The sequence below is a fragment of the Vibrio sp. DNB22_10_4 genome (genome assembly GCF_052879755.1).
This window is the reverse complement of record NZ_JBNNXW010000006.1, coordinates 68,940-90,274: the sequence shown is the minus strand read 5'-3', so window position 1 is coordinate 90,274 and position 21,335 is coordinate 68,940. Positions and strand designations below refer to the sequence as shown.

17 protein-coding genes and 1 other RNA gene are annotated in these 21,335 nt (G+C 42.4%); 11 read left to right on the top strand and 7 right to left on the bottom strand.

What is annotated here, in order from left to right; translation table 11 throughout:
• Positions 1–228 precede the first annotated feature (228 nt).
• The 3 genes from dnaK to grpE all read right to left on the bottom strand — a co-directional run bounded on the left by dnaK (position 229) and on the right by grpE (position 4,586).
• Positions 229–2,142, bottom strand: a complete 1,914-nt coding sequence (gene dnaK, locus ACVA6Q_RS15490) for a molecular chaperone DnaK (protein ID WP_446648108.1) — start codon at positions 2,140–2,142, stop codon at positions 229–231.
• Positions 2,143–2,423: 281 nt separating this feature from the next.
• A complete protein-coding gene (locus ACVA6Q_RS15485) occupies positions 2,424–3,704 on the bottom strand; it encodes a dicarboxylate/amino acid:cation symporter (RefSeq protein ID WP_353497979.1) in 1,281 nt (426 codons plus the stop codon).
• 273 nt (positions 3,705–3,977) lie between these two features.
• A complete protein-coding gene (gene grpE / locus ACVA6Q_RS15480; protein WP_353497978.1) occupies positions 3,978–4,586 on the bottom strand; it encodes a nucleotide exchange factor GrpE in 609 nt (202 codons plus the stop codon).
• 155 nt (positions 4,587–4,741) lie between these two features.
• On the opposite strand from grpE, the gene nadK reads away from it, so the two are divergent.
• The 3 genes from nadK to bamE all read left to right on the top strand — a co-directional run bounded on the left by nadK (position 4,742) and on the right by bamE (position 8,035).
• Entirely contained in the window at positions 4,742–5,626 is an 885-nt protein-coding gene (gene nadK, locus ACVA6Q_RS15475) for an NAD(+) kinase (RefSeq protein ID WP_353497977.1), read from the top strand.
• A gap of 215 nt (positions 5,627–5,841) precedes the next feature.
• Positions 5,842–7,506, top strand: coding sequence for a DNA repair protein RecN (recN, locus tag ACVA6Q_RS15470; protein ID WP_353497976.1), 1,665 nt, complete (start codon positions 5,842–5,844; stop codon positions 7,504–7,506).
• 169 nt (positions 7,507–7,675) lie between these two features.
• A complete protein-coding gene (gene bamE / locus ACVA6Q_RS15465; protein ID WP_042500816.1) occupies positions 7,676–8,035 on the top strand; it encodes an outer membrane protein assembly factor BamE in 360 nt (119 codons plus the stop codon).
• A 63-nt stretch (positions 8,036–8,098) separates the two neighbouring features.
• Here bamE and ACVA6Q_RS15460 read toward each other — a convergent pair whose 3' ends face one another.
• Complete coding sequence (locus ACVA6Q_RS15460; protein ID WP_353497975.1) at positions 8,099–8,461, bottom strand: RnfH family protein; 363 nt, start codon at positions 8,459–8,461, stop codon at positions 8,099–8,101.
• The gene (locus ACVA6Q_RS15455) at positions 8,451–8,891 is read right to left on the bottom strand and encodes an SRPBCC family protein (protein ID WP_338163649.1); all 441 of its coding nucleotides are present in this window, start codon (positions 8,889–8,891) and stop codon (positions 8,451–8,453) included. Before ACVA6Q_RS15455 ends, ACVA6Q_RS15460 begins: the two co-directional genes overlap by 11 nt.
• A gap of 175 nt (positions 8,892–9,066) precedes the next feature.
• Here ACVA6Q_RS15455 and smpB point away from each other — a divergent pair, with 175 nt between their 5' ends.
• From smpB to ACVA6Q_RS15425, 6 genes are all read left to right on the top strand, one after another.
• Complete coding sequence (gene smpB / locus ACVA6Q_RS15450) at positions 9,067–9,552, top strand: SsrA-binding protein SmpB (protein ID WP_112460957.1); 486 nt, start codon at positions 9,067–9,069, stop codon at positions 9,550–9,552.
• A 68-nt stretch (positions 9,553–9,620) separates the two neighbouring features.
• Positions 9,621–9,987: a transfer-messenger RNA gene (gene ssrA / locus ACVA6Q_RS15445) on the top strand.
• Between the two features lie 97 nt (positions 9,988–10,084).
• Complete coding sequence (locus ACVA6Q_RS15440) at positions 10,085–11,365, top strand: tyrosine-type recombinase/integrase (protein ID WP_446648107.1); 1,281 nt, start codon at positions 10,085–10,087, stop codon at positions 11,363–11,365.
• Between the two features lie 57 nt (positions 11,366–11,422).
• Positions 11,423–11,794 (top strand): hypothetical protein, encoded by a 372-nt coding sequence (locus ACVA6Q_RS15435; RefSeq protein WP_446648106.1) that lies wholly within the window; start codon positions 11,423–11,425, stop codon positions 11,792–11,794.
• Positions 11,795–13,365: 1,571 nt separating this feature from the next.
• The gene (locus ACVA6Q_RS15430; protein ID WP_446648105.1) at positions 13,366–14,472 is read left to right on the top strand and encodes a site-specific integrase; all 1,107 of its coding nucleotides are present in this window, start codon (positions 13,366–13,368) and stop codon (positions 14,470–14,472) included.
• Between the two features lie 55 nt (positions 14,473–14,527).
• The gene (locus ACVA6Q_RS15425; protein WP_446648104.1) at positions 14,528–15,889 is read left to right on the top strand and encodes a DUF3987 domain-containing protein; all 1,362 of its coding nucleotides are present in this window, start codon (positions 14,528–14,530) and stop codon (positions 15,887–15,889) included.
• Positions 15,890–16,079: 190 nt separating this feature from the next.
• On the opposite strand, the gene ACVA6Q_RS15420 is transcribed toward ACVA6Q_RS15425, so the two are convergent.
• Positions 16,080–16,712 (bottom strand): hypothetical protein, encoded by a 633-nt coding sequence (locus ACVA6Q_RS15420; RefSeq protein WP_446648103.1) that lies wholly within the window; start codon positions 16,710–16,712, stop codon positions 16,080–16,082.
• Between the two features lie 18 nt (positions 16,713–16,730).
• Entirely contained in the window at positions 16,731–18,185 is a 1,455-nt protein-coding gene (locus tag ACVA6Q_RS15415; RefSeq protein WP_446648102.1) for an MvaI/BcnI family restriction endonuclease, read from the bottom strand.
• A gap of 370 nt (positions 18,186–18,555) precedes the next feature.
• On the opposite strand from ACVA6Q_RS15415, the gene ACVA6Q_RS15410 reads away from it, so the two are divergent.
• Both ACVA6Q_RS15410 and ACVA6Q_RS15405 read left to right on the top strand, forming a co-directional pair.
• Positions 18,556–20,172 carry a DNA cytosine methyltransferase gene (locus tag ACVA6Q_RS15410; RefSeq protein WP_446648101.1) on the top strand — a complete coding sequence of 539 codons (1,617 nt, stop codon included), beginning with the start codon at positions 18,556–18,558 and terminating at the stop codon, positions 20,170–20,172.
• Positions 20,173–20,510: 338 nt separating this feature from the next.
• The gene (locus tag ACVA6Q_RS15405; protein ID WP_446648100.1) at positions 20,511–20,876 is read left to right on the top strand and encodes a hypothetical protein; all 366 of its coding nucleotides are present in this window, start codon (positions 20,511–20,513) and stop codon (positions 20,874–20,876) included.
• The last annotated feature ends 459 nt before the right edge of the window (positions 20,877–21,335 follow it).

The window sequence follows — 21,335 nt, the reverse complement described above, 5'->3', positions numbered from 1 at the left end:
CCTTATCTAGAGCGACATGACTCTCGTAAACTCACTGTTTACAAATTTGCGGGCGTAAAGGTTACCCCAAACGCCCGCAACAATCACTTTTCGAGAACCCAGCTCACTGAATTCTCTAAGCTATAAAGTCCAAGCTCAAGGAGGAAACGCGCAGTTTGCATAGTTTTCATAGAGAAAGTGCAAATGAGCATTTCCGACGCCGAGATTGGGCTTTATAGCGACGAGAAATTATTTTTTCTCGTCTTTTACTTCTTCGAACTCAGCATCAACAACATCGTCGTCTTGCTTAGGCTGTTCGCCAGCTTCAGCGCCCGCACCTTGTGCTTGAGCTTGTTGCTGTGCGATTTCCATTAGCTTCTGAGCCGCTGCCATTAGCGCTTGAACTTTCGCATCGATCGCTTCTTTGTCTTCACCTTTACGAGCTTCTTCTAGCTCTGTGATTGCCGCTTCGATCTTCTCTTTCTCTTCTGCAGGTAGCGCTTCACCAGCTTCTTCTACTTGCTTACGAGTACCGTGAATCATTTGGTCTGCTTGGTTACGTGCAGCTGCTAGCTCTTCGAACTTCTTGTCCGCTTCTTTGTTAGCTTCTGCTTCTTGTACCATTTTCTCGATGTCTTCATCGCTCAGACCGCCAGACGCTTGGATAGTGATCTTCTGCTCTTTACCCGTCGACTTGTCTTTCGCAGATACGTGTAGGATACCGTCCGCATCTAGGTCGAAAGTAACTTCGATTTGAGGCATACCACGAGGTGCAGCTTGAATGCCTTCTAGGTTGAATTGACCTAGAGACTTGTTGTACATCGCTTGCTTACGCTCACCTTGAAGAACGTGGATAGTTACCGCGTTCTGGTTGTCTTCTGCTGTAGAGAAAACTTGGTTCGCTTTTGTTGGGATAGTTGTGTTCTTCTCAACTAGCTTAGTCATTACGCCGCCCATAGTCTCAATACCTAGAGACAGAGGAGTAACGTCTAGTAGAAGCACGTCTTTAACTTCACCCGCTAGTACACCACCTTGAACCGCAGCACCCATTGCTACTGCTTCGTCTGGGTTCACGTCACGGCGAGCTTCTTTACCGAAGAACTCAGCCACTTTCGCTTGAACCATAGGCATACGAGTTTGACCACCAACTAGGATTACATCGTTGATGTCGCTTACTGATAGGTCTGCATCAGCTAGAGCAACTTTTAGTGGCTCAAGAGAACGTTGTACTAGGTCTTCAACTAGAGATTCTAGTTTCGCACGAGTCACTTTTACGTTCATGTGCTTAGGACCAGTTGCATCTGCAGTTACGTAAGGTAGGTTTACGTCAGTTTGAGAAGTAGAAGAAAGCTCGATCTTCGCTTTTTCTGCTGCTTCTTTAACACGCTGCATTGCTAGTGGGTCGTTCTTAAGGTTGATACCTTGCTCTTTCTGGAACTCTTCAACTAGGTAGTTGATCATGCGGTTATCGAAGTCTTCACCACCAAGGTGTGTGTCACCGTTAGTTGCTAGAACTTCAAATGTTTTCTCGCCTTCAACTTCATCAATCTCGATGATAGAGATATCGAATGTACCACCACCAAGGTCGTAAACTGCGATAGTGCGGTCGCCGCCTTTCTTATCTAGACCGTAAGCAAGTGCTGCTGCTGTTGGTTCGTTGATGATACGTTTAACTTCTAGACCTGCAATACGACCAGCATCTTTCGTTGCTTGACGCTGTGCATCATTAAAGTAAGCAGGAACTGTGATAACTGCGCCAGTTACTTCCTCACCAAGGAAGTCTTCTGCAGTTTTCTTCATTTTCTTAAGTACTTCAGCAGATACTTGAGGAGCAGCCATTTGCTGGCCTTTTGCTTCTACCCATGCATCACCGTTGTCAGCCTTAACGATTTTGTAAGGCATGATTTCGATGTCACGCTGAACTTCTTCGTCTTCAAAACGACGACCGATAAGACGCTTAATAGCAAATAGCGTGTTCTCTGGGTTTGTAACTGCTTGACGTTTTGCAGGTTGACCTACTAGCGTTTCGCCGTCTGTGTAAGCGATAACCGATGCGGTTGTGCGCTCACCTTCAGCATTTTCGATTACGCGTGGTTTGTCGCCGTCTAAAACCGCAACACAAGAGTTAGTAGTACCTAAGTCAATACCAATGATTTTACCCATCAGGCTATCTCCGAATAATTCTATTGTTTCGTTTGCTGCCTCAGTGTGAGGCTGAGAGCCGACAAAACTGTCCGCTCGCAATAGGTTTGTTTTCTGTATGACCCATAGATAAGGGCGTCAAAATGCTTTTCAAGGGAAGAAGTGAAAAAAGTTTAAGTTTTTTCTGTTGTCATTGTGCATCTGAACATCATTTACACCCAATGACTGACGTTGTAATTGTTTGAAAAATAAAAACGGAGCCATAATGGGCTCCGTTTTTTATCTAGCGAAACTATTTTTTATTACGCACGGCTCTGGGCAAGCACTGCGTCAGCTTCTTGCTCTGCTGGCTCACCAATTTCACCTTCGCTACCAGCAACAATCGTGTTCACTGCAGTATCACCGACAACATTTGAGCTAGTACAGAACATATCGTTGATACGGTCAACAGCAGCAACAATTGCTAGACCTTCTGGTGGCAAGCCTAATTGGTGAAGGATAACACCAATCATCACCACACCGCCGCCTGGAACACCACCAGCACCAATTGAAAGTAGTAGTACCGTAAAGCCTAGAGTAAACAGATCGCCCATTTGGATAGGCTGACCGAAGGCATTAGCGATGAAGATAGCCGCAATCGCGATGTAGATAGACGCGCCTGCCATGTTCATAGTCGCACCCAGTGGTACACCAAATCCTGCTACAGATTTAGACACACCAATCTTGTCTGTCAAAGTACGCATAGTCACTGGAATCGTCGCGTTAGAGCTTGCCGTTGATAGCGAGAACAGAACCTGCTCACGTGTCGCACGAATAAACTGTGCTGGCGTCATTTTCGTCGTTGCGCCAACCATAAGTGGGTAAACCACAAAGATCCACAGAACAAGAATACCCACAACCAGTGCCACATAACCCGCTACCGATGCTAATGTGTTGGCATCAAGCGTTGCGCCAAGTTGAATCATCAGTGCGAATACACCGTAAGGCGCTAGGCTCATTACAAGACCAATCAACTTCATCATCACGTCATTCGCTACTTTGAATGCGTTGATAGCAGGGCCGCCTTTTTTATCCAGAGCTTGGATAGCCAGACCAGTCAGAATCGCCATAAAGATGATTTGTAACATGTCACCGTTAGCAAACGCCTGAATAGGGTTGCTTGGTACAATGTTGGTGATCATTGAGAAGATATCAGGTGTCGTGGTTGACGTGAGCTCAACAGCTTCAGCCACTGTGCCACCTAGGTTAGCGCCTGCACCCGGCTGAACGATCATACCGATAGCAAGTGCAAAAGTAATCGCGATCACTGTATTAAGAATATAAAGCGCAAAGGTTTTGCCGCCAAGGCGACCGAAAGAGTTGATGTCTTTAAGTTCTACGATACCGCAAACGATAGAAACGTATACCAATGGTACAACGAGTAGTTTGATTAAAGAGACGAACATGCCGCCTACGCCTTCTGCAAAACCAAGTAGATATTGGTCAAAAAGGCTAACACCTGCGAAAAGGTATTGAATCGCTGTACCAATCAAAAGGCCAGCAAATAGACCTACAAAGATCTTTTGGGATAGTGATTTATTCATTCAAAAACTCCAGAATGTTGTGTTTATTCCCTGCACTTTTATAGTTATTTACTTTCTTATTTATAGAAAGCTCAGGGGATATTACAGATATGAAGTCAAAATGAAAGCATAAATTTTACATTTTCTTATCCATTTCTTAAAGTTTATAACTCTAAATTATTAGAAGAAACTAGAACAATAAACCAAAAAAAATGAAGCCAATAAGGCTTCATTTTATAGAATAGGCAAATTCGTTGGGATAAACCTCTAGTGTCAACCCCTAGAAATAATCTGCTACTTTGACACCATTACCATGGCAGGACGGATAACACGGCCATTGAGCTCGTAACCCTTTTGCATAACAAACATGACGGTATTTGGCTCGTGATCGGCACTTTCCTGAATAGACATTGCTTGGTGCTGCTCAGGGTTGAATGCTTCACCTTCTGGGTTGATCTCTTTTAGACCAAACTTAGCAACCACATCAACAAACGTCTTATGCGTCATTTCAACACCTTCAACGATCGGTTTTACTGCTTCGTTTTCAGCATCTGCGGCTGCGATAGCACGCTCTAGGTTATCAATCACTGGTAAAAGTTCTTCAGCGAACTTGTTCAGTGCGTACTTACGAGCTTTATCAATTTCTTGCTCTGTGCGACGACGCATGTTTTCAATATCTGCTTTCGCGCGTAGAACAGAATCTTGCTGATCTTTCACTTTCGCTTCGCTAGACAGTAGCGCCGCTTCTAGTTGAGCAATCTTAGCTTCTTGAATGTCTTGCTCGGATTCTTCGTTCCATTCCACGTCAGCGTCAGAACCTACCACCTCTGCATCTTCCTGTTTTGCTTCCGCTTCTTGGGTGTTTAGCTCTTCTTGATTTACCTTGTTTTCTTCGTTGCTCATGGTCTCTCCGGAATACTCGCTTCAAGGCAATGCATAATACGACTCACTCACAATTCTTAGGAACTAAATCGCACCAAACACTGCATATATACATACTTTGGGTATATTATGGGGATGAAGATTTGTGATTCAAGCACTATTAGTTTGGAAGTGATATGAAAAAACCCTTTGAGGTGATCGCCATCATAGGCAAACCTCGAGCTCAGCAAGCCATTCAAACCCATAAAGAGCTGTTTTTGTGGCTCACCTCGAAAGGCTACAAGGTTCTTGTCGATGATCGTCTGATCGATATTCTTGTCGACATCCCAAGGCAGCACTTCTTCAGCTTAGTTCGTATAGGCCGAGAAGCCGACTTAGCTATTGTGGTTGGCGGCGATGGAAATATGCTTGGCGCAGCTCGAGTACTGTCTCGATTCGATGTGGCTGTAATTGGCGTCAATCGTGGCAACCTTGGCTTTCTTACAGATCTAAATCCTGAAGGCTTTGAAACCGCACTCGAATCCGTGCTCAATGGTGAATACCTTGAGGAGAAACGTTTTCTCCTAGAAGCAGAAATTCATCGACACGGCCAAATAAAAAGTCATAACGCAGCACTCAATGAAGCGGTTCTTCACCCGGGACAAGTCGCACACATGATCGAGTTTGAAGTCTATATTGATGACTCATTCGCGTTCAGTTTGCGATCTGACGGGCTTATTGTGTCTACGCCAACAGGCTCCACTGCCTACTCGCTCTCCGGCGGTGGCCCTATATTATCATCACAACTCAATGCAATCTCATTGGTACCGATGTTCCCACATACCTTGTCGAGTCGCCCATTGGTGGTTGATGGTAACTGCCGTATTAAGCTGGTGGTGTCCCCTGATAACCGTGGCACACAAGAAGTCAGCTGCGACGGACAAATCTCGCTACCTGTATCGCCTGGTGACGAAATCCACATCTATCAAAGTCCGAACGCGCTAAAACTGATCCATCCAAAAGACTATAGCTACTATCACGTACTGCGAAATAAACTCGGATGGTCGAGTAAACTGTTTTAAATAAATCAGATAGATAGCCTCCATTCCTATCGATAGCCTCAATATTGCCATTGAGGCTTTTTTGTATCCGCCGGTTAAATTCCTTTCTTTTCGATCAAATAATCGGCAACAGTGCGTCCTGTCACATAAAAATTTACCTGTGCAACTTTACTGTATAAAGAAACAGTATATACTGAACTTACATACAGTAATGTTCATTTAAACAGGTAAATAAAATGCTGTCTCATCTAAGTGTTAATAATTTTGCTATCGTAAAATCGCTGCAGTTAGAACTATGTACAGGTATGACAACCATCACTGGCGAAACCGGCGCAGGTAAATCCATTGCTATCGACGCGCTTGGGCTGTGTTTAGGTGGCCGTGCCGACGCTGGCGCCGTGCGTGCTGGTGAAGACAAAACTGAAGTCACTGCCGCTTTTGCGATTGAGGACAATCAACAAGCGACACGCTGGCTCGAAGACAATGACCTGTTTGATGGCACTGAATGTATTTTGCGCCGCACCATTACCAAAGAAGGGCGCTCGCGCGCTTTCATTAACGGCAGTCCGGTTCCCTTGTCACAGCTAAAATCGCTTGGCCAACTGTTGATAAACATCCACGGTCAGCATGCGCATCACCAATTGATGAAGAGTGATTATCAGCTCAGCTTGCTTGACCAATACGCAGGCCACACCGCACTGCTTAAACAGGTTCGTTCAAAGTACCAAACCTGGCGTAATGCCGATATTGCACTCACCAAACTGAAAGAAAACAGTGCTAACAATCTGGCTCAGCTGCAGTTGCTTGAATATCAAATCAAAGAACTCAATGAGCTAGCGATTGGAGAAGACGAATTCCCCGGTCTTGAACAAGAACACAAGCGTTTATCCAACAGTGGTGAATTGGCAGTGACGTGCCAACAAGCCATCGACATCATCTACGAGGGTGATGAAGTAAACGCACTTGCTATGCTACAAACCGCCAGCAGCAAATTGCTACAGCTTGCCGAGCTCGACGCTAGCCTAACGCCACTTCCTAACATGATTGAAGAAGCCATCATCCAAATTGAGGAAGCCAATACTGAGCTTCGCAATTATCTCGACAAGATTGATGTTGATCCGGAGCGCATGGCTTATGTTGAAGAGCGTTTTTCTAAAATCATGTCGCTAGCTCGTAAACACCATGTAATGCCTGAGGAGCTATACCAGCACCATCAGGACTTGCTCGCACAAATCGAAGCTCTAGATTGCTCGGATGAAAAAATGGCAGAAATGGAGCAAGAAGTGGCCAACCACTTTGATGCTTATGTCAGAGTCAGTGAAAAACTGAATAAATCTCGTGGACGCTACGCAAAAGAGCTCAACAAGCTGATTTCTCAAAGCATGCATGAACTCAGTATGGAAAAAGCCAAATTCGCCATTGATGTCGCATTCCAATCTGATCATCCTTCCCCAACAGGCATGGATAGCGTGGTGTTCTTGGTCTCTACCAACCCAGGCCAGCCTATGCAGCCGATCGCCAAAGTGGCCTCTGGTGGTGAGCTATCTCGGATCTCCTTAGCTATCCAAGTGATCACCGCACAAAAAGTCGATACACCTAGCCTAATCTTCGATGAAGTGGATGTCGGTATCAGCGGACCTACTGCTGCAGTGGTGGGTAAAATGCTTCGTAAGCTTGGTGAGTCAACGCAAGTGCTGTGTGTGACCCACTTGCCGCAAGTAGCCGGTCATGGTCATCAGCAATTGTTTGTTACCAAAACGACCAAAGCCAATAAAACCGAGACCAGTATGTTGACTCTAAACGAGCAAGAGCGTGTCACCGAACTTGCTCGCCTACTTGGTGGCAGCCAAATCACCGACTCAACACTCGCCAACGCTAAAGAACTACTGATCGCCGCGTGATTGCACTGTGATGAGATAGTTCCCTAGCAAGCCAAGATTAACCGAGGATTGTTGCTTAACTCATAAAACCGAGCTTGAGCGACAATCTTACGCAGACAAGTTTTTACTTCTGGCTCATCCTTGTTTATTATCTTTGCAGTTTCACAAATCGACGTTGTAAATTAAAGCTATGCAATTTAAGAAGTGGTTACTTGCATTACCACTAGCACTTAGTGTGCTGACAGGATGTTCAGTAATAGAAAAAATCGTATATCGCATTGATATCAACCAAGGCAACTTCGTTGAGCAGAGTGCGGTAGACCAGTTACGTTATGGCATGACCAAAGAACAAGTTCGCTTCGTTCTTGGCTCACCAATGCTCATTGAAAACGGCTACCCGAATACTTGGTACTACATCTACCACGCAACCAAGGGACACGACGATTCTGTTCAGCAGAACCTAGTCGTCAACTTTGACGGTAACGGCGTGTTGGCGTCTATCGCTGGCGACTACGAAGCAAGCGATAACTTCTTCGACGCACTGAACTAGATCGTTAAAATACAAAAAAGCTCGCCTAGGCGAGCTTTTTTCGTTTCTATTGAAGCTGTAGCGTTAGCTTGCCTCTGCACTCTTTCGAACTGGCGATGGCTTACCGCCCGTCACCGGATCGGCTTTGCCCGCGTTTTTGGCTTGCTCTGCACGTTTACGTCTAATTTCTTTTGGATCGGCAAGTAGCGGGCGATAAATCTCAATACGGTCTTTATCTCTTACCGTTGCATCCAACTTCACGTTGCGACTAAACACGCCAACCTTATTGGTCGACAAATCTATCTCAGGATACACCGACAGCACGCCCGACTTTTGGATAATCTCTTCCACCGTCGATTCATGATTAACCACCAACTGAAAAACACGCTGTTCATTAGGCAAGGCGTAAACCACCTCTACGTGAATAAGCTGAGCGTCAGCACTCATAGGTGTACACCTCTTTGGCACGCTTAGTAAATGCGTTCACCATATTACTCGTGACATCGTGGAAGATCTTTCCAAACGCCAGTTCAATCATTTTACTTGAGAATTCAAACTCAAGTTTTAGCTCAACTTTGCACGCCTGATCATCGAGTGGAATAAAAGACCAAACGCCTTTAAGCATTTTAAATGGGCCGTCCACCAGCTCCATCAGAATCTCGCTTCCATGCACCAAAGTATTCGCAGTGGTAAATGTTTTACTGATCCCTGCCTTTGAAACGTCTACCGACGCAACCATCGCTGAGTTTGTTGTCTCTAGTACACGCGAGCCTGAACAGCCCGGCAAAAAATCAGGATAACTGGCGACATCATTAACCAAGTTAAACATTTGATCAGCGCTAAACATCACGAGCGCCGAGCGAGTCACTTGTTGCATAAAAACTCCCCAAACTAAAAGGTTGCCTCCGATTCTACTGTTAAGCAGCTGTTAGCTCAAGTCACACGCTCATACCCTTTAATAATCGGGAGGTAACGCGCGCTCACACAAAACAAAAGCTTGGCAAATAAAACCCTTCCCTAAACGCAAAAACTCGCCGTATAATGACGCCATTATGGTAAAGAAGAATTCAAAGAATAAAGCGGGTAGCAATACCATCGCTCAGAACAAGAAAGCTCGCCACGAATTTCACATTCAAGACGAGATCGAAGCTGGTATCGAACTGCAAGGCTGGGAAGTAAAATCCCTACGCTCAGGCAAAGCGAATATCGCTGAGAGCTACGTTTTCCTACGTGATGGCCAAGCTTACATCAGCGGCATGTCAATCATTCCGCTTAACCAAGCATCAACTCACATTGTTGCCGAACCAACACGCGTACGCAAACTGCTCTTGCATCGCCGCGAACTGGACAAACTTATTGGTCTAGTTAACCGTGACGGCATGACGCTTGTTGCTACGACTATGTACTGGTCGCGTTCTTGGGCTAAGATCAAAGTGGGCGTCGCGAAAGGTAAAAAGCTTCACGACAAACGTGCTGATTTGAAAGAAAAAGATTGGGCACGTGATAAAGCGCGAATCATGAAGAGTAATTTGCGCTAAAACTGACCAGTTAAACTCCGCGGTGCTAGACAGGCCATGCTTTTCTGGTAACATGCGAAGAACACTTTGGGGCTGATTTAGGATTCGACAGGAATTTTGAAGTCTGAGGTGCATGCCGTGGGGCGGTTGGCCACGTAAAAAGCCGCAAAAAAATAGTCGCAAACGACGAAAACTACGCACTAGCAGCTTAATAACCTGCTCAGAGCCTCTTTGCCCTAGCTTCCGCTTGTAAGACGGGGAACAACAAAGAGTCAAACCCAAACTAGCTAGATCGGATTCTCCCGCCTGAGAGATGAAGTTCGAAATTCAATTCAGGATAGCCATTAACTAGCGTGTCGGTTCGCAGGTTGGTGGTGAATTTAAAGATCGACTAAGCATGTAGTACCAATGATGAATGGTTTTTGGACGCGGGTTCAACTCCCGCCAGCTCCACCAAACGTTTGGAAAAGGCGGTAAGCATCTGACTTACCGCCTTTTTTTATCTATACCTTCTCCATATTAGCTGTTTGGTACTAAATTAAGGTACTGAAGCATGCGAAACTTACACATCTCCAAAAGCGGCATATGGCAGTTCCGCTACCAAATTCCACAACCCCATCGATACTTATTCTCTGATCGCTACGAGATAAAAAAATCCCTTAAGACAAGCAATAAAGAAGAAGCAATCATTAGAGGACTTGAGCTTGAATTGAGGATCAGAACTTCCATACAGCAAAAATGCCACTTTGATGGCAACAGCAGGTCTTTGCCTCAACCACATTGCAACTCCAAAAACGTCACAGCACCATCTATTCAATCGCAAATAAGCCCTTTTAAGTGCCTCGAAAAGTATCGAGAAGCCAAGAAGCACTTGGTTCAAGAGAAGACTCTGCACATGGCGTACGCCAAATGCTATATCGTACTTTCACTACTAAACATATTAGACATCCGACAAATAAGGCGCCTTCAGGCCGAGGACGCACGAAAGCTTCTACAACAGTACCCAGCCAATGCAAAGAAGCACAGCGAGTTGTCTAAACTCGCAGGGATTGATGTCATAGAAGCTAACAACAAGTACAGACTTCCTGTATTGAGCAATGAAAGCGTCAAAGACTATATACAGAAATGCTCTTCATTCTTTGAGTGGTGTTTGCAAATGGAACTTACTGATATTAATCCGTTTAAAGGTATGAAATTTAGAAAAGTGCGAAGCGACCGAGATGCCAAAAATGCCTACAGTCAAACTGATCTGAAAAAACTATTTGGCACGCCTATACATACCAGAGAAGAGTATAGACACCCTCATTACTACTGGCTCCCTTTGCTTGGAATTTATACGGGAGCAAGGCTAAATGAACTGTGCCAACTATATAAAGAAAACATACACAAAGAAGGTGACGTTTGGGTAATCAGGATTGATGATAATTTGGCAGGTCAAAGACTGAAAAACAACTTCAGTCGCCGAACAATCCCTGTGCATCAAAAGCTAATTGATTTAGGTTTCATAGAGTTTGCGCTAGGGGTACATCACGAGCGACTATTTCCCGCACTAAAGCTAGAGCGAGATGGTTACGGTACGGCAGCATCAAAGTGGTTTGCACGATTCAAAACGAAGTTGGGGTTTGGTAAGGGATATGATTTTCATTCGCTACGGCATACGGTGGCAACACAGCTAAAGAATAACGGAGTATCTCCGATTGTGGCCGGTGAGTTACTTGGGCACGCCCAAAACAACATTACTTATGACAGATATGGGAAATCAATCAATACCCTAAAACTACTCGAAGCTATAAACGTACTCGAAGTCGAACTAACTCATAGGAAACCGAAATAATCTCATAGAAAGAAACTTTGGGCCTAAGGAGCGAACTTTGTATGCTTTAGGAAAACTATGGACAAAAAACGTTCCTATACTGGCTCCGAGCTCCTTCTCATGTATTCCAAGCCTCATACTTACGAAAACTTCAAATTGATAACGAAGAAAGAGGTACTCAACATTTGTATAGATAAAGGGTTTCTTACCAATGTGGACCTAAACGAAAAGAGTGATAGATATCGCTTTGTTTCGGAGATATTTGAAAGAGACTTCCCTTCAATGATTTTGATCTTACCAAAAATCAAACCGATCACCGAACCAAAGGAATATCGCCGAATCACAAAAGAGGCTAACGAGATCGCTAGAGCGATTATTGAAGATCTAAGTAAATCTTTGATGGACAGACCTATAAGGCTCCCTCACGAAAAAAACGATAGTGGCCGCTAAAACAAAAATAGGGTCGCAGGGTTTCCCCGCAAGATGGCAAACATACATTCGCTACTTGTAGCGAGGTTTGCCTATCTTGACTACCAATGTCATAGGTATGAGTTTCGATACCAATAAGATCTTTTGTATACTTAAATCAAAACAATGCTAAAGAACTGGACTGTCATTACTGAGTCTACACAAAATGTCTTGGCGAGAGAGATATATTTGAATGATGTAAAGCACAGAAACCACCGTAGTACCGAAGCAATAGTTAACATTTTTGGTAGCCAACAAACGTCACTCAATATAATTACTAACTGTAACAGATACTCAATTCAGCAGAGTATGAATCGTAGAGGCGGACGCCCACCTACTCCCGCTATAGAAATGGTGTTCGCTCTTCCGAAAGGCCTCCGCCCAAGCTCGGCACAATGGAGGCAAATTTTGAATTATATAATGCGTAATCTCAGTCAGTCTCTTGGCGTCAAAAGTGGGGATCTAGCCTCAATTACGCGAGCTGTCGCGCATCGTCAAAACCAGTCCTCAGAAGCACGCGGGGCTGGTGACCACCTTCATCTTATTCTTGGGAAATTTACTGATGACTTGCAGTACCTGCGGAATCTTCAAAGAAAATCGACCACCCGGATAGCCAAGAAAAGCTTCAATTCCGCGATACTGGAAATAATGAGTATCGACTATCGAACATACGTGCCGCAAAAGAACTACAGTGGTGTAGCACGCCAACGCTCTCCACAATGGATAGTGAGAGCAGCTCGGCAAAACGAAAAAAACGTTGAAGCTACTCAACGCTTAAATAGACTAATGCGTCAGGGCCATAAATGGCTAGATGCATTTAAGAACAATGATTTGCGACAAATGAATCGACAATATAACCGAATACGAAAGGAGCTTTCATCAATTGACCCGTTATCGATTGACACAACTGAGCGTAAACAGGCTGACATGCTAATCGAATTGATAGGCCAGATAGACAGACTAAAGCAGTGCAATCAAGAGTCCAATCTGAGCAGTCAGCTAAGGCGACTGCAAAACTAAAATTTCTGACTGATAAATGGCTCATTTCAATCTTTAATTAATGAAAGTTACCATTGTCCGAATGCCGAGAGTCTTACTTTTAATCGCTTCTTTTGACAACACTCCAAAAACAAATCGCTTAAAAATCAAGCAAACGATACTAAAAATCTTATTTTTTTAAATAAAATATTACCATCATGAGCAGTTAACTCGGTCAGCAAGTGTTCAAAAAACACTCAAACAGGCATTAAACTCAGTTAGACAGCTCAAATATCAATCAATAGTAGTATTAAAAAACACCACCAAACTGTTAATAAGTTGTTAACCAACGCCTAACTGACGACTAATATTTTTGTTTATTTAGATTTAAACAACGACTTACTATATTTGGACGTAGGACGGATAAATTTGACCGAGTTAAATGCCTAGTATTTTAGTCAGGTATTATTTTACCGGTGTTCCATTTTATTCGTTTATATATATAATCCATTTCCTAAGTCAGCGGACATAAATTTACATAAGTAAAAGATGGAAAATTAGGAGAGGATGAGCCAATGGTAGTAGCTAAGTTAGTAAACAAACTTAAACGTAACTTCAACTTTAACAGTAATAAGCACAAGGAATACCTAGCTGAATATCATAACTGGCTTGTAATAAACAGTACGTCAAAAGAAAAATATATAACAAGTAAGATTAGAAGGATTGATAGATTTTTCAACATTCTAGCTGCCCGCTCCTTAAAAAACATTCATATCAAAGATATAGAGTCTTCAATCGAGAATTTATTTCACTATCCTAGCAACGCAAAGAAAATAGAAATCTTCAAGAAAATGGAAGATAGAGATATACTTCAACTCAATAGAGATTTAAAGTATCCGACACTTGCTCCATCTACAATAAAGTCTGACATAGAAAGTTGTTCAGCTTTTTTGAAATGGTGTATTGGAAGAGGCTACGCAAAGACCAATCCATTTTCTCTCGTTCGAACAAATAGGTTAAAGCCAAAAATAAATGTAGTAAAATTCGAGAAAGAAGACTTACACTCCATATTCAGCTTGCCCTTTTACAAAGGAGAAAAGTGCAAACATGCATACTATTTCTGGGTGCCGCTACTTTTAAGATATACGGGAGCAAGACTCAACGAAATATGCTCTCTATATAAATGTGATATTGTTATGATCAATAATATTCACTGTATAAGTATAAATGATAGCTTTGAAGACAAGAGTATCAAGAATACGTGCTCTCGAAGAGCAATCCCTATTCACTCAGAGCTGATTCGTCTAGGATTCATTGAGTTTGTAGACCAATTAGATGAAGGGAGACTATTCGGTGGTACAAAACTAATTAGTGGATACTATTCTAACTATGTGTCCAAATGGTTTCGCACTATTAGAAAGAATCTGGATTTACCTGATAATAAAAGAGCTCATTCATTCAGACATACTTTCGTCGACGAACTGTATCAAAATGAAGTGTCTGAGGAGGTAATAATGAACCTTGTTGGTCATGGCTCATCTAACTCAAACAAACTGTCAATAACGCGATCAGTATATAGCACTGGATATGAACCTAGTGTTTACAAGCCATATGTAGAAATGATCTGCAATGATGCAACAAAGTCATTACTTCCATTTCAAGTAGATCCAATTAGCAACTGAAAAAAGATAAAAGTCGAATCTAACCCGATTTAATTATAAAGAAAAGGAAAATAACATGACGGTATTTGAAATGATATTCAAACGCTCGAAAAACGACGAAGAAAAAAAGGGCAATAAAGATGAAAACAATTCATCAAATAGTAAATCAAAACCTATTGATGAAAGTGTAATTAAAATTAGACCCAAATTACCAGACAAAGGTATGTATGGGTTACTGCATAGGATTGCGTCTTGTTTAAGTCTCGGCACTGAAGCACACTACGAAGCAATATTCGCTTCACTTATGAGCATCGTGTCTATATCAATTCCTAAATCAAAAAAAACCATGCCCTACGCTGCCTCTGAAACTAAACCTCGCCTCAATGTGCTGTTGATAGCTAAAACTGGTGGCGGGAAAGGAGTGAGTGACAGCCAAACAATGTCGCTAATTAAAGCTGCTGAGGCCCAATCTGAGCATGATCACAATCAAATAGCCCCTATATTATTTGGAGGTTTAGCATCAGGAGAGGGGATAGCAAATGCACTAAGAGACTCGGAGACTCCAGAGTTAGATGATAAACGATTGGTAATTATTGAAGCGGAGTTTCAAAGTGTACTGTCAAAATGCAATGTAAGAGACTCTATACTAAGCTCAACCATTCGTAAGCTGTATGATGGTGAAAGCCTAAGCTCCTTAACAAAAAGCGACCCATATACTTGTAGTAACCCACACGTTGGAATAATTGGACATATAACACCAGCCGAGTTTTGCGCTGAGCTATCAAATAAGGCTATTGCTAACGGGTTTGCAAATAGATTTCCTATTTATTGTCTGTTCAAAAAGAAGGGAGTTCCATTCCCAAAAGTTACTAATAAAGAAGAGCTGAACTTTCTCGCACAAGAATTGAACTCCGTTCTAGCGTGGGCTAATTCCGACGAAGGTCAGTTAGAATACAGTGAAGATTATAAAAAGCGATATGAAGAGGTGTACGAAGCTCTGTGTAACCTTGGGCCAGATGACTCTGTAGAACAAAGCTTGATGGCACGTGCTAGTCACTACGCTACGATGTACGCAATGATGTTTGCCATTTTTGACAAAAGCAATCTAGTAACAGTTAAACATCTAGAAGCCGCACTTGCATGGATAAGCTACTGGCATAGCTCTGTACAGTATACTTTTAACACTGAAAGCGCGGCAAAACTAGCAATTGAGAAGGAGAAATTTGCTAATTTAGTTCTAGATAAAATTAAGGAGTTATGTAAAAAGAACAACACAAATTGTATTCAAAAAACTCCACTTAATCTCGCTCTAGGACGTAACAGTAATAGTGCAATGCTGTCCGATGCACTCAAAAACTTGCAAGAGCGTCCAGAGCCCCCTATTACAGTTACTAAAGGAAAGCACAACAAACATGTCATAACATTGACCAACATGTAGTTTAAACTACATACACTAAAAACTAACTCGAGTTTAAAGCAGTTTAAACTAGTTAGAAGAAAGTATTACTAGCAGGTCTTTCGACTTCACAAAATGATACTTTATTCAATTATTAAAGTTGTAGCACACAGCTGTAGTAATAATCCAAAAATAGAACTCTACTAACTTTATTATGGAGTTCATCCCAGAATCACTTACGCGTCGGTGCATGTTTACTAGGGCCATCTATATCTCCACGGAAGATACGAATTGTATCTCTCAATGGAATAAGTTGGCCCATCTGCACATTTCTGCAATCTGTCCAGAATGTGGTTCCATTCTCATCCGTTTGATTTCGTTTAAAGTCCTGACCAACATTATCCAACTCACCGTAGCTTATGGAACCAACTATATACGCTTTATGAAAACGTTTGATATCAGGCACTTCATTTTCTTCGCTTTTAGTATTTAGAGTATCATCACTCCTTAACAACGAGATAAACAAATAGTAATCAGGAATCTGGTAGTCATGATTATAAAGTGGTGCAGAATTGTCAAAGTAAGTTTTAGGAACTGAAGTTCTATCCTTCGTTTTAACATCTATAGTTATGTCGGCGCCAACAATATAATCGTATTTTCTACTATCTAACTTTGGCGTATACAGAATACCTTCTCTTTTCATCCAATACTCTGCGATTACTTCTCCCAAGCACCCTATCTGATTTGCTTCTTTCCCTCGGTAGGAGTTTTGATAAACGGGTCTTTCATTAGCTCTCTGTTGAGCCTCCTCGTAAACTCTATCTTGGATATTCTTAACAACAGTGTACGAAACGTTGCGAACCATAATGCTTCCCTTAATTTACTAAGTAGCTTCCTTTAATGAGTACAAAACTGGAGTTGGGAACAGCAAGTCAAGGTTCTTCTTGTCGATTTTGAACAACGGACCTTTTTCTGTAACTTTATTATTAGACCCATCACGTTTTATCAAGTGATCCATTGTGATGACGCCACTTTCAATTAGCGGCAGAAACTGGCTGGATATAGGTGACTTTGTATGGGTTACACTGAGTAAATCAAAATACTCTACGCCATCAACAAACTCACTATTCGCCTGCACCCAAAAAGTCTCAGCGTGCTTCTCTCGAAGCCTAGTCCTCAATAGCTCACCCGGCCAAACCGCAGCCAACTCTTCATCCTTGTACCACTCCTCTAAGTAGTCCTGTTCTTGGTTATATTTAAAATTTAACCCCTGAGAATTCTGTTTCAACGTACTAACTGTACAATAGAGCCTAAAGTCCTCACCTCTCTCATAGCCATATCTATTTAAGATATCGACACTTCTTTTACAGGGGCTTATGCTCCAATCTGCAACTTGCGCGAAAATAGTGGTGCGTGTTTTTTTGCCTCGACCAGTTTTGATTTCAATACCCTTGTAGTCAGGCTTCTTGCTAGAGTTAGCTGAAATTCCAAGGTGAAACTCTAGTGTATAACCAAGCGCAGTGTCACCGGTGCGAAGAGCTTTCATCGGTTTTTGTGCTAGTATTTTGAGCTTCTCTAAGAGTTCGGTAGAAACTTCACCTCTTACAGATGTATACCTTTGGAAAAATGCCGCTACCTCGTTGTCACCTTTCCCGATAAGCAATGCCAAATCAAGACGAGAAATGTTGAGTAGGTATGGAGTATTATTATCGATGATAATCGCGACTAATTCATTTGGTTCAGCGATCTCTTTTAGTTTGCTGAACCACATTCTCGGATCACCTTTTTTAGTGTTTGGTCTATAGAGGCGTGCGGTTGATGATATAACTTTAGATGGAGTAACGAGGAAAGCATCGGTCATAACTTTATGTCCGGGTTCCTGTTGTTGTTCCCTGTAGACATGATAGTTCTCTTGCTCAAAGTGCAATCTAACTGGGTGTGTGGCGTCAATAATAGACTTTTTCAAACCGGTAGCTGTTGGTTCAAAAACAGAATATTCGACACCGAGCTTAGCAAGCTCCTTTTTGTTTTGTTGTATCATTTGCTTGCAATCCAAGCTAAAAGCTTCTGTTCTTTCACTGTCGTAGACCTGATAGTCTTCTTGACTCATCGATACATCTTCATCTGCGACAAATCGTAAAGATGGCAACGGCAGCTCAAGCTGTCTCACCTCTTCATCTGCGTAGTGCTTATTGCACTCTTCCCAATTAGCAAACCCAAACTCCTGACTTAACTGGTCTAGCGCCTTTGAGTGAGAGATATCAAGTTCTTTCTTTAAAGTTTTTACACGCTGTTTGAAACGCTTCAAGGACGGGAGAGGGGAGCTTTGAGATGGCATAGTGTATTCCTTTGGCATAGATACAATCGGTCAATCGAACAACACGGGATGTGCTTCTCTGGCGATGGAAGGCCTCGTTCTAGGCTCGAACAAACTAGTTAGCTAGCTAGTATCAATTACTCAAAGGGGATATTTGGTTTGTCGGTCGCCCACTGCAAACCACCCATAACTGGGTAATTGCAGAGAGGACCTGAAGGGGTCTTAACACAGATAGTGAAGGCGGCTCTCATAGCGCCTTAACGTCGAAGCTATGCAAATTAACTAGTATTGTCAACTGTCTATTTGAAGCACAGGAGCATCATCAAAAGCCTGGACTTTTGATGACTAATTTACTACAATCTTTCTCCTAATTTTTTTTGTAGGTTTTTCCGTGAATCATATTGAGTTATTTGCTGGGTGTGGTGGTCTGTCTTTGGGGTTGGAGCAAGCTGGTTTTGAGCTAACCCTCGCTAATGAACTGTCCCCTATGGCAGCCGAGACTTTCACCTATAACTTTTTTGGGGATGATCTTGAAGAGATCGCAAACCAAAATGAGCTTCCACCCAGAACACGTTGGTTGAATAGCCGTTATGACAATCTCAAACCAAGATTAAGAGAGAATCCTTTTGAATTCCCTCCTTTAGACGCTGAAGGGGTGAGTGATTTACCCTGCGATGATTGGAGTAAGCTAAAAGGTGGGCTGGTAGTAGGCAGTATCGTAGAGCTAAACAGACTTTTAGCCGCAAACCCTGACCTCACTGATAAACTACGAAGTGCCTTTGGTCAGAAAGGCGGGTTAGACTTGGTATCTGGAGGCCCTCCTTGCCAAAGCTTTAGCATGGCGGGTAAACGCGAAAAGAATAGTGACAAGAACACGCTACCTTGGGAGTTCGCTAAGTTCGTTGAGCTTACACAACCCAAAGTGGCATTATTAGAAAATGTCACTGGGATCTTAAGACCTTTTAAAGATGAGGAAGGTAATAAGTTTCATGCTTGGTATGAAGTGGCAAAAGTGTTCGCATCCATCGGATATGTGCCACTTTGCTTACACGTAAACGCAAGACACGCTGGGATCGCTCAAAATAGACCGAGGTTTATTATGATAGCGATTCGAGCAAACCATTTAAACGATGTTCTGGCTCGCCTCGATAAAGCTTCTGTCACGTTGTTTGAACAACCCTTAGAGTTTTATCAACTTGTACAAGAGAAAGTCGTTCTTCAGAGCGAGGATATTCCATTTGGAAAACTAGATGTACTTGATGCTAATGACCAACTAGACGTCGATAAGTTTAACCACAGCTTTTTGTCACCTCTAGTAAGTGGAGAACGAGAAATTTCCGTCAAAGAAGCTCTCGATGACCTAAAATTCAACACTAAAAAAGAAGAGTCAAAGTTTGTTCAGAGCTTAAACAGCACGTTTTCACTACTTAGTGAAAGAAGGACTATTTTGTCTCCCGAAGAACATATACATTGGCCTCTGAACCACGAACCTCGAAACAATAGTGATTTGGTCCAACGTCGTTTCCGTCTCTATCAGGTTTTACAAGCTATTGGAGATAGAAAAGTGACCAAAGCCGTTTTTTCTCTGTTAAAAGGAGAAAGCGACTACCTATCAGATTCTATGTGGCGAACACTCAGTAACTTTAAGTACCTTCATGAGAACGGAGAGTTGTCCAAGTTTGAAACGAAGCAAGCTTTCGAAAACTATTTGCTAGCTCACCCAACCAAAAAGCAAACTCAAAAAGCCCTCGTAGCAGAATCACCTGCTCCGGCAGCACTGTCAATTCCAGATGATGCTTGCCACTATGATGAGCATGAGTTGAGAGTTCTAACCGTAAGAGAAATGGCTCGAATTCAGTCTTTCCCTGACAATTTCATTTTCAGATCGAAAATAACGACTGGAGGACAAATGCGTAAGTTCGAAGTGCCTCAGTATACTCAAGTTGGTAATGCTGTTCCGCCATTACTTGGCCTTTCTCTTGGTCGTGTTGTATCTCACATCCTGTAGAGCTACGCTACTCCTCACAGCTGAAAATTATCGACCAAGGTTCCGTTCTTTATCCTAATTGACTTCTGAGTAGCCAGACACAGTGTGTAAGGCTGCTCTGGCTTTAAAATATCGAACAATAGAGCAAACTCCTCCCCCCCGCTCCACTGTCACTGAACTAACAAAACATTAGTGCACTCTAATTAAGTGTATGACGCCTCTTTACACAAAAAAGGATCATTGATAGGTTTAGAATCAGAGAGGCAAAGTTTTCAGAATTTAATAGTTCATTTCCTCTAAATCACAGAACCAATACATATCCAAATTACCAAAAAACATCACTTATAAAGGTCTATATAGTGAACCAAAGTCATGACAAAGATTTGATTTTAGAACTACTAATAGCTGGAGTAGATGTGATTACTGTTGCTGAAAAGTTTGATATCAAAGAGTCAGAACTATTGAAGACAGTATGTGATGTGGATTTTGAGTTAACATGTGGTCAAATTCGATATAGAACTCTCAATAACACTCTCAAATTTGAAGAATACGATATAGTTAAAAAATGCTGCCGCTGCCATCAGTTTCTGCCACTCAAAGATGCTTTTTGGTACTCCTCTTATACTAGTGGATTGAAACAACCACTTGGGCACTGCAGATTTTGCGAAAACTCTCGTCAAATAGAAAAAAAACAAAGGCTGAGAAGCACTAATCTCACTGACTAAGTTCTTTTAGATAGAACGCGAGTCACTTCATATCCTAACCATTGGTAAAATCCACAGAGTAACGCCACATACACGCTATCGCGTGTGGGTCAGCACTGGACCTACATGTCCGTTGCACTCCCATATAGCCTCCAGCACTCGACCTTAAATAAAAAATGTCCAATTAAGCTTCTCAAATGAAGTGGCATAGTGATTAGCGATACTCACTGAAGGCCTTTACGCTTAGACAAATACTGGTATATTTATACTCTTGAATGGTACTTACCAATAAACTGAATTACCAAATCAATCAGCTAACATATTGAAAAGTAAAAGGGCAGTAATTCCCGCCAGCTCCACCAAACGTTTGGAAAGGGCGCTAACTTAACAGTTAGCGCCCTTTTTGTATCTTAGCAGCAAGCAAATCGTTTAAGCATCAAGACCTTTTGGTCACCGATAGGCCAAAAGGTCTATCACCGA